This is a genomic window from Chryseobacterium sp. BLS98 (assembly GCF_001045445.1).
In the GTDB taxonomy this organism is placed as follows: Bacteria; Bacteroidota; Bacteroidia; order Flavobacteriales; family Weeksellaceae; genus Chryseobacterium.
In genome coordinates this window covers 143,841-157,605 of record NZ_LFNF01000001.1, presented here as the reverse complement: position 1 = coordinate 157,605, position 13,765 = coordinate 143,841, and the positions used below count along the sequence as shown (strand labels likewise).

The 13,765-nt window shown below is 38.7% G+C and carries 16 protein-coding genes; 10 read left to right on the top strand and 6 right to left on the bottom strand.

What is annotated here, in order from left to right; all coding sequences use genetic code 11:
- Positions 1 to 219 precede the first annotated feature (219 nt).
- The 7 genes from ACM40_RS00705 (at position 220) to ACM40_RS00675 (ending at position 7,780) form a co-directional block, all read left to right on the top strand.
- On the top strand, positions 220 to 1,611 hold the full coding sequence (locus ACM40_RS00705; RefSeq protein ID WP_048500958.1) for an RtcB family protein: 1,392 nt from the start codon (positions 220 to 222) through the stop codon (positions 1,609 to 1,611).
- A gap of 83 nt (positions 1,612 to 1,694) precedes the next feature.
- Positions 1,695 to 2,246: a nucleotidyltransferase domain-containing protein gene (locus ACM40_RS00700; RefSeq protein WP_048500957.1), complete on the top strand. Its 552-nt coding sequence runs from the start codon at positions 1,695 to 1,697 to the stop codon at positions 2,244 to 2,246.
- A 3-nt stretch (positions 2,247 to 2,249) separates the two neighbouring features.
- Positions 2,250 to 2,948 carry a peptide chain release factor H gene (gene prfH / locus ACM40_RS00695; protein ID WP_048500956.1) on the top strand — a complete coding sequence of 233 codons (699 nt, stop codon included), beginning with the start codon at positions 2,250 to 2,252 and terminating at the stop codon, positions 2,946 to 2,948.
- A complete protein-coding gene (locus tag ACM40_RS00690) occupies positions 2,935 to 3,444 on the top strand; it encodes a tetratricopeptide repeat protein (protein ID WP_048500955.1) in 510 nt (169 codons plus the stop codon). The genes prfH and ACM40_RS00690 overlap by 14 nt, the downstream gene beginning before the upstream one ends.
- Before the next feature lie 81 nt (positions 3,445 to 3,525).
- Positions 3,526 to 6,117 carry a T9SS-dependent M36 family metallopeptidase gene (locus ACM40_RS00685; protein WP_048500954.1) on the top strand — a complete coding sequence of 864 codons (2,592 nt, stop codon included), beginning with the start codon at positions 3,526 to 3,528 and terminating at the stop codon, positions 6,115 to 6,117.
- Between the two features lie 63 nt (positions 6,118 to 6,180).
- Positions 6,181 to 6,786: a hypothetical protein gene (locus ACM40_RS00680; protein WP_048500953.1), complete on the top strand. Its 606-nt coding sequence runs from the start codon at positions 6,181 to 6,183 to the stop codon at positions 6,784 to 6,786.
- Between the two features lies 1 nt (position 6,787).
- On the top strand, positions 6,788 to 7,780 hold the full coding sequence (locus ACM40_RS00675) for an enolase C-terminal domain-like protein (RefSeq protein WP_048500952.1): 993 nt from the start codon (positions 6,788 to 6,790) through the stop codon (positions 7,778 to 7,780).
- Between the two features lie 76 nt (positions 7,781 to 7,856).
- Here the strand turns inward: ACM40_RS00675 and ACM40_RS00670 are convergent, their stop codons facing one another.
- Both ACM40_RS00670 and ACM40_RS00665 read right to left on the bottom strand, forming a co-directional pair.
- Positions 7,857 to 8,144, bottom strand: coding sequence for a c-type cytochrome (locus tag ACM40_RS00670; protein WP_048501674.1), 288 nt, complete (start codon positions 8,142 to 8,144; stop codon positions 7,857 to 7,859).
- Between the two features lie 21 nt (positions 8,145 to 8,165).
- The gene (locus ACM40_RS00665; protein ID WP_053077080.1) at positions 8,166 to 8,456 is read right to left on the bottom strand and encodes a c-type cytochrome; all 291 of its coding nucleotides are present in this window, start codon (positions 8,454 to 8,456) and stop codon (positions 8,166 to 8,168) included.
- 141 nt (positions 8,457 to 8,597) lie between these two features.
- Here ACM40_RS00665 and meaB point away from each other — a divergent pair, with 141 nt between their 5' ends.
- Positions 8,598 to 9,581 carry a methylmalonyl Co-A mutase-associated GTPase MeaB gene (gene meaB, locus ACM40_RS00660; RefSeq protein ID WP_048500951.1) on the top strand — a complete coding sequence of 328 codons (984 nt, stop codon included), beginning with the start codon at positions 8,598 to 8,600 and terminating at the stop codon, positions 9,579 to 9,581.
- Here the strand turns inward: meaB and ACM40_RS00655 are convergent.
- Complete coding sequence (locus tag ACM40_RS00655; protein WP_048500950.1) at positions 9,578 to 10,126, bottom strand: DUF4251 domain-containing protein; 549 nt, start codon at positions 10,124 to 10,126, stop codon at positions 9,578 to 9,580. The two genes, meaB and ACM40_RS00655, sit on opposite strands and share 4 nt — an antisense overlap.
- A gap of 109 nt (positions 10,127 to 10,235) precedes the next feature.
- Between ACM40_RS00655 and ACM40_RS00650 the strand changes: the two genes are divergently transcribed.
- Together ACM40_RS00650 and ACM40_RS00645 are read left to right on the top strand one after the other, a co-directional pair.
- A complete protein-coding gene (locus ACM40_RS00650; protein WP_048500949.1) occupies positions 10,236 to 11,042 on the top strand; it encodes a M48 family metallopeptidase in 807 nt (268 codons plus the stop codon).
- A 94-nt stretch (positions 11,043 to 11,136) separates the two neighbouring features.
- The gene (locus ACM40_RS00645) at positions 11,137 to 11,445 is read left to right on the top strand and encodes a hypothetical protein (protein WP_048500948.1); all 309 of its coding nucleotides are present in this window, start codon (positions 11,137 to 11,139) and stop codon (positions 11,443 to 11,445) included.
- 35 nt (positions 11,446 to 11,480) lie between these two features.
- Here the strand turns inward: ACM40_RS00645 and ACM40_RS00640 are convergent, their stop codons facing one another.
- Genes ACM40_RS00640 through ACM40_RS00630 form a run of 3 tightly spaced genes read right to left on the bottom strand, consistent with a single transcriptional unit; the run spans position 11,481 to position 13,646 of the window.
- Positions 11,481 to 12,095: an outer membrane beta-barrel protein gene (locus ACM40_RS00640; protein WP_048500947.1), complete on the bottom strand. Its 615-nt coding sequence runs from the start codon at positions 12,093 to 12,095 to the stop codon at positions 11,481 to 11,483.
- Positions 12,079 to 12,894 carry an ABC transporter ATP-binding protein gene (locus ACM40_RS00635; RefSeq protein WP_040999527.1) on the bottom strand — a complete coding sequence of 272 codons (816 nt, stop codon included), beginning with the start codon at positions 12,892 to 12,894 and terminating at the stop codon, positions 12,079 to 12,081. Before ACM40_RS00635 ends, ACM40_RS00640 begins: the two co-directional genes overlap by 17 nt.
- Entirely contained in the window at positions 12,894 to 13,646 is a 753-nt protein-coding gene (locus tag ACM40_RS00630) for an MlaE family ABC transporter permease (protein ID WP_048500946.1), read from the bottom strand. The genes ACM40_RS00635 and ACM40_RS00630 overlap by 1 nt, the downstream gene beginning before the upstream one ends.
- Positions 13,647 to 13,765: the final 119 nt, after the last annotated feature.

Sequence of the window (13,765 nt, the reverse complement as noted above, 5' to 3'; positions counted from 1 at the left end):
CGTAAAGATTTCGGGTTTTTATTGCGCAATATTTAAACTTCAGTTTCCCCGAAATTTTTTTCAATATCAGGAAGAACAGGATCATTGAATCTTTTTAAGATTCCAATGTGTTGTTCCTCATTACAAATAGCTCAACTAATATTTTAGTTGATAAAATAACATGCACAGATCAAAATCTTGGATCTTGTGTCTGGCATCTTATGTCTTAAAAATAAAACAATGGGAAATTTAAAACTAAAAGGAAAAGATATATTAAAACTCGGTTATCCGAATAATCAAAGTGTCAATGTGGCTTTGGAGGTGATGAAAAGAAATTTTGCAACGAAGAATATTCATCATGTAAAATCTATTTTAAAAGAAATCCTCCTGAACCCTGAAAACTTTGAAAAGGATCTGACTTTCGGACAGATTGCAGAATCACTGCTATCATCCAGAAAAACAGAAAAAAGAATGCTCAATACCCAGCGTGCTGATTTCCGGATCTTTGGAAACAATATCTCTGAAGAAGCAAAAAACCAGCTGTACACGGCTTTAAAACTGCCGATTTCAATGCAAGGGGCTTTAATGCCGGATGCCCACAGCGGTTACGGACTTCCGATAGGAGGGGTTCTCGCAGTAGAAAATGCAGTGATCCCTTATGGAGTGGGAATGGATATCGGCTGCAGGATGAGCCTCAGTATTCTGGATATACCGGTTTCATATCTTGACGGCGCAAGGGACAAATACGAAAAAGCCCTTGCAGAACATACCAAATTCGGGATGTACGAAACTCATAAATCTCATATAGATCACGAGATCTTTGAGAGGGATACCTTCGATATGATTCCGGTTTTGAGAAGATTAAAAGGAAAAGCCATTAAACAGATGGGGTCTTCCGGAGGCGGAAATCATTTCGTAGAATTTGGCGAGGTGGAAATCACAGAAGAAGAAGATCAGATTGGGTTACCGAAAGGAAAATATCTGGGAATCCTTTCACACAGCGGTTCCAGAGGATTAGGGGCAGAAATTGCTCAATATTACTCAAGAGTAGCTGCAGACCAGTGTCCGCTGCCAAAAGAAGCCCAGCAGTTTGCCTGGCTGGATCTCAGTACCCATCTCGGGCTGGAATACTGGACCGCCATGAATCTTGCCGGAGACTACGCTTCTGCCTGTCACGATGACATTCACAGAAGACTAGTAAAAGCTGTTGGCGGAAGGGTAAAAGCAAGGATTGAAAACCATCACAATTTTGCATGGAAGGAGACTCATCACGGAAAGGAAGTAATCGTCCACAGGAAAGGAGCTACACCGGCTAATGTAAACGAGCTGGGAATGATTCCTGGTTCCATGACGGCCAAAGGCTTTATTGTTCGTGGAAAAGGAAATCCGGATTCACTGAATTCAGCATCACACGGAGCGGGAAGAGCCCATTCAAGAGGAGAATGCAGAAGCCTTTTTACTCAGAATGACATCAAAAAAGAGCTGAAGCTGAAGAAAGTTACTCTGATGGGAGGAAATACGGAAGAAGCGCCAATGGCTTACAAAGATATTCATGAAGTAATGAATGCCCAAAGCGAATTGGTGGATATTCTTGGAACATTTCAGCCCAGAATTGTGAGAATGGACAAATAAATAAGAGTTGCCGGTGCCTGGTTATGAGTTGAAAATTTAACTGATAACCAGCAACAGGCAACGAAAGAACAAAAAACAAAAAAATGGGAGCACCTCATAACATAAAAAGATACGGAGAAGTCTGGCCAGAATTCAGAATCCTGCACGGACTTGACATTTTAAATAAATTGAAAAAGAAAGTCATTATATCAGGTGGCTGGGCCTGGCATTTTATGTCAGAAGATGGGCATACAGAATATAAGCATGCCCATGATCACAAGGATATTGATGTCTTTGTAAAAAAAGAAAATGCAGCAGAAGCTGTGATGATCCTTCAGCAGGAGGGGTTTCAGAAGGTATGGACCCGGTATGATCATCTGCAGAGTGACGAAAACTTCCGCAGATACGAAAAAACAATAGAACCGGAAAACGGAAGATCTTACAGGATTACCATAGACTTTTTTGAAAGAAATGATCTGGAAACTATTGAGATCAATGGCTTTACTGTAGTTAAGCCGGAACTTTTGCTGACATTTTACAGAAACATCCATTCCAGTGATAAATGCTGGGCTGTCATGGCTGCCAAAGAATTATTACAAAAAGGGATTGATCCCGTAGGACATCCTGCATTAAGTGCAATGCCAAAATTAAATTAAAAAATGGAAAAACTCATACAAATAACTTCAGGAAGAGGACCTTTGGAATGCCAGTGGGTGACTGCAAAAGTTCTTAAGGTCTTCCTTGAAGAGATAAAAAATAATAAAATAGATTACGAAATCATCCACAGGGAAAATGGTGATGAAAACCTGACCCTGAAATCCGTAACCATTCTTTTAAAAGCAAAAGATTTGACGGAGTTTTTAAAAACTTGGTTGGGAAGCATCTGCTGGACCGGCAAAAGTACATTCAGGAAGCTGTACAAAAGAAGCAACTGGTTTATCGGTGTTTTTGAACTGGAAGAGCTTGACCAGATCCATTTCAACGAGAAGGATATTCAGTTTCAGACTACAAGAAGCCAGGGAAGCGGAGGCCAGAATGTGAATAAAGTAAATACAGCTGTTCGCGCGGTTCACGTACCCACCGGGGAAAGCGTATTTGCACAGGATTCACGTTCGCAGCTGGAGAATAAGAAGCTGGCTGTTATGAGACTGAAAGAAAAAGTGACCGGACTTTATATCAAACAGCTTGAAAAAAGAATGCAGGATACCTGGAATAACCACCTGCAGGTACAGAGGGGAAACCCGGTCCGTACATTTTTCGGGACAGATTTTAAAAAAAACCATCAGGATAAATCATTCAAAAAGCAAAGAAATGTCCTGAAAAAAGAACTCAAAAACAATAGACATGACCTTAACTAAAAGTAAATATTATTTTGAAGCACTGGACAATTATCCATACAATCTTCCAGACTGCCTGGAAGAATTGAACTATGCCCTTTCCTATGACCCTGAAGATGCAGACAGCCTTTGCCTGATGGGTAGAATTTACAGCGAAATGCTCGCCGATTACGAAAAAGCAAAAATCTATTTCGAAGAAGCAATGCAGTGCAATGTTACCAATCTCAATACACCACAGCATTATATAAAATGTCTTTTGGATAATGAAGATCTGAACGAAGCTGAAAAACTGATCGGTTATGCATTAAAAATAAAAGGAATAGACAAAGCAAGAATATTGATACAAAAATCGCTTTTGTATGAAATCAGGTTAGACTATAAAAAAGCGCTGGAACCATTAAAAGATGCAAAAAAGTATAGTTATAACCAGGCAATGTTAGATTTTTTGAAAAACAGAGCCAAGTTTATAAAGAATAAAATGGAAAAAAAGACTGGAAAAAAGATAAAAAATAATTAAATGCTATTTTTATTAAAAACGGGAAGGAATATATATATTATCATAAAAAAATCATAACTTTAGTATGGAAAAAACAGCGTTATGGATAAAAAATTATTTTTATGGCCGGTGTCGATGGCCGTATTCTTTGCTTTTGGCAAAATGAATGCACAAAATTCGGACCGGCTTATTCAGGATTATTATCAGAAAAGCGGGCAGTTAACCCAGAAAAATGGGACCAGCAGTAAGGCGGGTGTTATTATTCTGAATGAAGACCCTTCTAAAAGCCTGGGCGTAAATATCGTAAATGTTCAGCAGACCTTTGACGGGCTCAGAGTGTATAATGCTTTGGGAAAAGTGATGATCAAAGAAAATAAGGTGATCTCGGAAAAAAATGATTTTAAAAAGAACATTTCTGTTGCCAGTCAGGGAAAAGCTAAAGAACGCTTCACAGAAGATCTTCTTAAGCAAAAACTGAATCTGGATGAAATTTCCAAGGTAGATTATCTTCCCAATGTCTATTTTGAAAAAAACGGAGTATATATTTTAGCTAAAGAATTGTTTGTTTCAGATAAGAAATCATCCGATGTTTGGCATGTCATTGCTGATGCAGTGACAGGTGAAATTCTTACAAAAGACAATTTAACCCTGGACTGTAATTTTACTCATACAGACAGTCTTGATCATGGATCAGAAGTAAATGCAGAGCAATATTTGGTATCAGAAGAATCGGTTACAGGGGCAATGAATCAGCCTTTGGCAAGTAATCTTTTGGTACCCAGCAATGCTTCTTATAATGTTTTTCCACTGCCTGTAGAAGCACCTACATTTGGGCCACGTGCAATTATTAATAATCCATGGGATATAACGGTATCTCCGCAGGGGTGGCATTCTGACGGAACCAATAATTACACCAATACCAGAGGAAATAATGTTTATGCCTATTCGGATCAGACAAATTCCAACACTGCAGGCTATTCACCAAGTGGCGGAGCTACTTTAAATTTCGATTTCCCATATGCAGAAGGAAGATATATTAATCCTTTTACTCATAGAGATGCTGCCATCACCAATTTGTTCTATATGAATAATAAGATGCATGATGTCTTTTATAAATTCGGGTTTACAGAGTCGGCAAGAAATTATCAGACCAACAATTTCGGAAACGGAGGGATGGGTAATGATGCTGTAAATGCTGAAGCTTTTGACGGAAGCGGCTTGAATAACGCCAATTTCAGTTCAGGATATGAAACGATAATATCGGGTGTAATTTATCTACAGGCTCCAAGGATGCAAATGTATCTTTGGGACAGGGCACAAACTGCAGCAGATCCAATCTCCAGATATCAGTACAATTCCCCTTCAACAGCAGTAAGCAGGCCAAAGGTAATGACCGGAAGCGCATCTTTTGGAACTCTTTTGTTTGATGGGCAGACTGTAACAGGGGACCTTGCTGTTTCGGTACCGGCTGATGCCTGTACACCGCCTGCAGCCGGAAGCCTTACCGGTAAAATTGCAGTGATAACAAGTGTAACCTGTGAATACGGACTTAAAGTATTAAATGCACAGAATGCAGGGGCAATAGGCGCCATCGTTTACAGACCTTCTACGGATACCCCTGTCAGCATGGGAGGCGGAACCTCAGGAAGCCAGGTAAACATCCCTGCTATCAACATCGGAAAAACAGAAGGATTGTATATGGTAACGGAGCTGGGAAATGGAAACACAATCAATTTGACATTAGGAAATGATTTCAATGGATTCAAACATTCCAGCCTTGATAATGGTATCATAGCCCATGAATATGGGCACGGTATCTCAAACCGCTTAACAGGGCAGGGATACAGCTGTCTTTCCGCAACCAACAGCGCAGAACAGATGGGTGAGGGATGGTCCGATTTCTTTGCATTAATGCTTACGACAAGACCTGGTGATACTTCAGCTTTGGCCAGAGGAATGTCAACATATTCGGCAGACCAGCCAACAACGGGAGTAGGAATCAGGCTTGCCAAATATTCTCCTGATTTTGGTATAAATAATTATACCTATGCAAGGACAAACACCGTTTCCGGATCTCATGCCATAGGATTTATCTGGGCAACCATGCTTTGGGATCTAACGTGGAAATACATAGAGAAATACGGATATAACAGTGATGTACTGGCAAGTACCACTTCCGGAAATGCAAAAGTTCTGCAGCTGGTTGTAGACGGGCTTAAACTTCAGGCCTGCAGCCCTACATTCATTGATGGAAGAGATGCCATACTTCAAGCAGATGCTGTAGGAAACGGCGGACTTGACAAATGTATGATCTGGAAAGCATTTGCGAAAAGAGGATTGGGCGTTAATGCTTCAGCCGGAGTAAAGACAGTAGCTAATGATCAGGTAGAAGACTTTACTGTTCCTGCAGAATGTAATGCAGCGTTATCTACTCAGGATCTGAAAGCAGCAGATAATAAATTTATTGTATTCCCCAACCCTACTTATGATGAATTCTTTGTTGGTAATTTAGATGGCTCTTCCCAGGATGTACAGATAAAAATGTTTGATATGTCCGGAAAATTAGTCTTTTCAGATGCCAGAGACCCTCAATCCAAAAAAGCGGTTTCTACCAAAGGATTCCAGAAAGGGGTGTATATGGTTCACATTAAACAGGGTGAAAAAATTCAGACTGAAAAACTGATTGTAAGATAAATTGATGAAACATAAAATCATGGAAGAGGCCATTTTTGGTCTCTTTTTTTGTAGCTTTAACTCATGAAGCCTTATATTATCTTCTTTCTGCTGATCATTATTTCATGCAAAAAAAATGATTCAAAACTGACGGTTATTCCAAAAGATCAAGACCTGAATTTAAGATATGAAGTTTTAAATCAATTAATTGATAACGATAGTATATCATTTGAAAAGAACTCTTACCTCCTTATTAGTACATTAAGAACAGTTTATCTTAATAAGGATGAAAATAATGATGAGCCCAGACCATTGGGATTTGTTCTGGAATATGACTCGGTTTTTTCGAAAAATGATTCTGCCTACTATAAAAATCAGGAAAAAATAGTATCTGATTTTAGACTTGATAAAACTAAAATTCACGAAAAACAGCGGTATGTAACTAATGAAGAACTTCATAAACTAGATGAAAATAGAAAAAGTGATTTTTGGACTGAGTTTAATAAAAAATTTGGAAGTACCTGCATTCGAAGTTTCTCAGTGCCTTTCTTTAATAAAGATAAAACAATGTGTATTGTACAAAGCTCAATTTCCTGTGGCTATTTAAATGGAAGCGGATATACGGCAGTTTATAAAAAGATCAATGGGAAATGGGTTGAAGTTAAAGCACTTCAGAATTGGATTAGCTGATATGAAAATAAATTATACTATAAAAACACTTCGGTTAAAAGAAACTTTCTCGATTGCTTATGGAAATTATGACACGAGAGAAGTTTTGATGATAGAATTATCTTATTTAAACTGCAAAGGATATGGCGAATGCATAGCTATAGATTATTATCAGATTGATCTGAAGAGTTTTATCGTCAGATTAAAAGAAATACAGCCTTTACTTGAAAAACAGTCTGTCGTTCATCCGGAAGATTTTTTCCGTTTTCTCTCTGGTCTGGATCTGCATCCGTTCCTAGTTTCTGCCTTAGATTGTGCCTATTGGGACTTATTTGGAAAGCTTGAGAACAAGAGCTTTACTGAACTGAATAACATTCCTGTGGAAAACCTTGCTCAAAGCTCCATTACCATATCAGTTGGAAATGTAGACGAACAGATCAAAAAAATTGAAAAAAGCAAATGGAATAAGTTTAAGGTAAAATGCAAAGGATTAAACAAACAGGATATCAGCAGGCTTTTGCAGTTGAATAGAAATTTAGCGTTGGATTCCAACGCCAGTTTTACAGACGAAGATTGTATCTGGCTTCAGGAAAACAGTGAAGTTCAAAAATTTTCATACCTGGAACAGCCGCGGCCAGTGGACCGATATAAAATTTTAAAAAAAGAGCGTTTTGCCAACTGGATGGCAGATGAAGACTGCCAGAATATAGATTCCCTGGAAGAATTAATCCCTTATTATAAAAGTGTCAATATAAAGCTCATGAAATGTGGTGGGTTAACTCCTGCATTGGCAATGATCAAAAAAGCAAAAGAATGGAAATATAAAATCATGATTGGCTGTATGACCGAATCTACGGTCGGAATCTCCGCTGCCTGCCTGCTCGCAGGATTTACTGACTTCGCCGATCTGGACGGAGCCAACCTGATCTCCAATGATTATGCCTCAGGAAATTTTGTAGAGAACGGAAAAATAATCCTGTCCGGGAAACCAGGATTGGGGATTGTTTTAAAATAAACTAGAGAAATTCAAGAGTATAAGCTTTTTATGCACTTATACCCTAAAACTCTTCTAGTTTGCAATGCTGAAACTCCTACTTTTTATTTACAGAAATAAGGTAATCATACACCATCTGATGCTGATCAGTGCTTAATTTAGCTTTAGGGGCCATTCTGCTTAAAGTTTTAATCCATCCCTGGTCGTCATGCTTGGCAGGATCCGGAAGTTTGTGGCATTTGGCACACGAATTTTCAAAAATAGTTTTACCCTGAACCAGCTTTTCAGATGCAGTGTACTTTGGTCCTGTTACAGCGGTACTTTTAGGTCCGCAGGATACCATGAATGCGGCACCTGCGATGATGCTTACAATTACTTTTTTCATATCCATATCTTGATTGTTTGGTTATTTTTTAGCAGAAACAATATAGTCATATACCCATTGATGCTGCTCGTCCGTAAGTTTTGCCTTAGGTGCCATTGAATTCATAATTCCTACCCACTGTACGGATGTGTGTGATGCAGGATCAGGAAGTTTATGGCATCTTCCGCAGGAATTTTCAAAAATTGTTTTTCCCTGCGCTATCTGCTCGGCAGTAGATACGGCTGGTCCTGCAGGTCCTGCTGTAGAGGCTTTTGGGGTACAGGAAGCCAGTAAAATGCAGGTAAACAAGGCAGCAGCGGATATTTTTTTCATGTTTCTTCAATTTTGATTTATAACAAATGTAGGAATTTCCCCCTCCTGTTGATAAAACAGGCTTTAGTTTTAATTTAGAAGAAATAAAATTAATACCCGTTTGTAGAGGAGTTTGAAGGTTATTTTTATATTTTTGAATCAATGAAATTTTCTACAGAAGAACTCATCGATGGAATACAGTCAGGCAATAAGCGTCTGATAGGAAAAGCTATTACCTTAGTTGAAAGCAAAAAAGCCGAGCACAGAACCCAGGCAGAAGAGCTTCTGAAGAAAATAATGCCCCTTACGGGAAATTCGGTAAGGATAGGAATCACCGGGGTTCCCGGTGCTGGAAAGTCCACTTTCATTGAAAATTTCGGAAGACTTGCTATTGCTAACGGTAAAAAGGTAGCCGTTCTTGCTATTGATCCAAGTTCCTCGATCAACAAAGGAAGCATTTTGGGTGATAAAACCAGGATGGAGGAACTTGCCAGAGAAGAAAACGCCTTTATCCGTCCTTCCCCCAGCTCAGGTTTTCTGGGGGGGGTGGCCAATACTACTTTTGAAACCATGATGATCTGCGAAGCTGCAGGCTACGATTATATCCTGATCGAAACAGTGGGAGTAGGGCAATCCGAAGTTCTGGTGGCCGATATTACCGATGTGTTTTTATTTCTGAAAATTATTGGCGGTGGAGACGAGCTGCAGGGTATTAAACGCGGAATTATGGAGATGGTGGACCTTATCTTCATCAATAAAGTGGATCAGGACAACTTGCAGAAAGCAAAAAATACAAGACTGGAGCTGAAACGGGCGCTGGATTTCATCCCTCCCAAAGAAAAAGGTTGGAAAATTCCGGTATTATTAGGTTCTGCGCTTCATAATGAAGGATTGAGAGAAATTTACAGCACCATTGACGAGTTTATAGACCTTAAAAAGGAGACAGGCCGTTTTAACGAGGTGCGTATCCGGCAGGCTGAAAAGCGGTTTGAATATTGGGTTCAGGAGTATATTCTCGCCATGATGAAAAGAAGTGATTCCGTGGAAGCAGCTTTTATACAGCACAAAAAAAATGCTTCAGAAATGGTTTCTAATCCCAGCACTGAAGCAAAACTGTTCGTTGAAAAATTTTTGTCTAAAGACTAAAGTTTTTCCTTATCTTGGGATTCTTCATTCTTTGAGATATATCCGTCATAGGTAATAGGCTGCCTGTCGTTGCTTCTCATAGAAACAAATGCTTTCCCACTTTTAAAAACTTCTACAATAATTTCATCAACGTTTCGCTTATCATTAGGTTTGATCCTTAAAACCCAGTTTCCTTTTTTGTTCTGGGATTTGCTGACTGTGAAATCTTTCGAGGTAAAACGGTAGCTGTTATCAGCGGTATTGTATGAAGGATTGAACTGTCTTCCAAAATAGGGAAGAACCACTTCCATCATATTTTTTTTAAGCTCTATAGTATAGTTTTCGCCATCAAGCTGAAGCATTCTTGTAGACGGTGCATTCTGGATAGATCCCATCACATTAATTACTTCATAGTTCATAGGATTTGCATGTTGTGCATGAAAAGTAAATTCTTCAGAACCAACAAGGGTATCAACTGTTTTGGAATCTAATGAAGCCTGTGAGGAACAGCTTTGAAATAAAAAAAGAAATCCAAAAATAAATATAAGTGAAATATACTTTTTCATAACCGTAATAATTGTTAAATTTAAATAGCAAATTGTATGCAAATATATTCCTTCTGAACCATTTTGGAATAAAAATTGTAAATGTTGAATTATTAACACTCAAACAACTATGAAATTTACACATCTATTAGGAATAGGAGCAGTTGCCCTGTCAACTGTAGCTTGTACTACCAATCCGATTACGGGCAGATCTTCATTACAGATTGCCAATAATTCGGAAATTTTAACGATGTCTGCTCAGGAATATAAAACGACATTGTCTAAATCTAAGATCATCACAGGAACTGCAGATGCAAAAAGAGTAACGAGTGTAGGAAGCAGAATAAAAAGTGCAGCAGAAAGATATTACCAGAGCATAGGAAGATCCGCAGATCTTGCCAATTATAACTGGGAGTTTAATCTTATACAAAGCAGTGAGCTGAATGCCTGGTGTATGCCTGGTGGGAAAGTGGCTGTTTATACAGGAATTCTTCCGGTTACAAAAAATGATAACGGTCTTGCGGTAGTAATGGGGCATGAGGTGTCTCATGCTTTGGCCGGACACGGGAATGAAAGAATTTCACAGGCTATGGTAGCACAATATGGTGGCTCTATTTTGGGCGGAACTATTTCCAATTCACAGTGGGCCGGTATTTTCGAACAGGTATACCCAATCGGATCACAGGTTGCCCTGTTGAAGTATGGAAGAAATCAGGAGTCGGAAGCAGATCAGATGGGGCTTTATCTTATGTCTATGGCAGGATACGATCCTAGAGAAGCAATCCCTTTCTGGAACAGAATGGAAGCGGCATCATCTGGAGCAAGACAGCCTGAATTCCTTTCTACCCACCCGAATCCGGAAACAAGGATATCAGATATCAATAAAAACCTTCCGAAAGCTTTGGAATATTATAAAGCTGCAGGAGGGAAGATATAATTATTCAGAAATTTAATCTTGTATAAAGCCTTATTTAATTTTTCACTAAATTGGGTAAGGCTTTTTTCAATATAACCACTTAAACACAATATTTATGAAAAGTTTATCAATTACCGGACTTATACTGCTTGCTGTTTCGGCATTGCTTTTTTATCTGACCACTGATTTTACGGTAGGAGGAATTACCATCTCACATATGATGGGAGTAATGGCCGGAGTGGGAATTGGTCTTATTATTGGCGGAATGGTAGGGTATGTAAGTAAGGGGAGTGCCATCAAGGCTGAAGAGAAAAAAAGAGAATTTAAAAGGCTGCAGCAAGAAAAAGAAGAGCTTGAAAAACAGGCGGCGGAAATTGCCAGACGCGAAGCAGAACTTCAAAAAAATCAAAACCCTCAAATTTAGAATTTTGAGGGTTTTTTTATAGTGTTATTTTCAAATTATTTAAACTTATAGCCTACTCCTACTAAAAATAGGTTAGGTCTGTTGTCATATCTGATTTCTGAACCGGAAACCTTATTGATGAAATTTCTTTCGTCTTTACTGAACGCACCTTCATATCGGGCATTGATGATCAGTTTTTTAATTTCAAGCTGAGCACCAAACTGGTATCCTACTGTGAAATCATTTTTAACATTTTCCTTGAAGTCGTTGTAAGTATTGTCCTTGCTCAGATTATAGCTGGCAACAGGTCCTACAAAAACACCAAGCATGTCTCCTAAAAGATTATAGCCTAACAAAACAGGCATATCAAGACGGTTGCTTTTTACATCAAAGGTAGTATTTTCCGTAGTGAATTCATTTTTGAAATGCGTGTAGTACAATTCAGGCATTACGTATAATGAACCTGGAAGACCCACTTTTAGTGAAAGCCCTACATTAAAACCTGCATTGTTCTTTCCTGTTCCTTCAATCGCTTCATTTACCGTTCCTTTAATGTTTTTCCAGGAAGGAGAGCCTGTCGGGAATATTAGGTTAGCTTTTCCTGCCAGAGAAATCTGTGCGGAAGCGAACATTGAAAACCCGATTAATGCTATACTAAGTACCTTTTTCATTATCATCTATTTTAGTGATTGTATTTTCAATCGTTTTATTATTTTCAAGTAAATATTCTCTCAGTTCTTTAAACAATTCTGAAGAATAAACGAAGTCAATAAGATTTTTATTGCCTGCAGTGATCAGAATATCCTTATTTCCTTCCCATTCTTTAATTCCTAACCTCAGGTATACAATTTTCTCACCAATGGTCATCACGGAATTCATATCGTGGGTGTTGATGATGGTTGTTGTGTTGTATTCTTTGGTGATTTCAAGAAGAAGATCATCAATTACATTGGAAGTATAAGGATCCAGACCGGAATTCGGTTCATCACAGAAAAGATACTTCGGATTATTCACGATAGCTCTTGCAATGGCAACACGTTTCTGCATTCCCCCAGAAATCTCGGAAGGAAATTTTCTGCCTGCTTTATCAAGATGTACCCTGCCTATTACCTCAAATACCCTTTTCTTTTTCTCTCTGAAAGTAAGGTTGGTAAACATATCCAGCGGGAACATAATATTTTCTTCCACCGTAAGGGAATCAAAAAGCGCGCTTCCCTGGAATACCGTCCCGATCTCAGAACGGAGGTGCTGTTTTTCGTCCCTGGTCATTGTATTAATATCCCTTCCGTCAAAAAGGATCTCTCCTGATGAAGGCTGATACACATTCAGTAAACTTTTCAGGAAAACCGTTTTTCCGGATCCACTCTGCCCAATGATCAGGTTTACCTTTCCCTTATCAAATGAGGTTGAAATTCCCTTAAGTACTTCAACTTCATCAAAACTCTTCTTAAGATCTTTTACCTCAATCATCAGCTTAATATTAATTGGGTTAAAATTAATTCCGAAATGATAATAAATACCATAGTCCACACTACGGCCTGTGTACTGGCTCTACCCACTTCCAGCGATCCTCCTTTTACGTTATATCCGAAATAAGAAGGAACTGTGGCAATAATGAAAGCAAATACTGTAGTTTTTATAAATGCGTAATACACAAATAAATTCGGCATATACATCTGAATACCTACAATATAATCATTTTCTGTCCAGTTGCCCGTGAGGATACCCGCCAGGTATCCGCCGCCAATACCGAATACGATACTGATGGCAATAAGCAGGGGATTGAAAATGACACAGGCAAAAATTTTTGGCAATATCAGGAAATTCGGAGAGTTTACCCCCATAATGTCTAATGCGTCGATTTGTTCGGAAACCCTCATAGTTCCTATACTTGATGCAATATATGATCCTACTTTACCTGCCAGGATAAGGCTGATGATGGTTGGCGAGAATTCCAGAACCAAAACCGCTTTTGTAGCATATCCCACAAAAGAAGGCGGAATAGGAAAAGAGGAAGAATCAAAGTTATTGAACATCTGGATCGCCACTACAGCTCCCACAAATATGGAAGTAAAGATCACCAACCCAAAAGAATTGACACCAAGATCATTGATTTCTCTCATGAACAGCTTCCAAAAAACCCTCATTTTCTGGGGCTTCTGCAAGGATTTACCTAGAAGGATAATGTATTCTCCTACTGCTGTGAAAAACTTTTTTAACATGCTGCTAAATTAGACTTTTTTTATTTAATTAAGGTTAAGGCTCAGTGGAATGCCCGATGTTTCTTTAACCTTAGAAGCAAATATGATTCCTCAATCATCTTCTTTACCTTTTGTTTGCT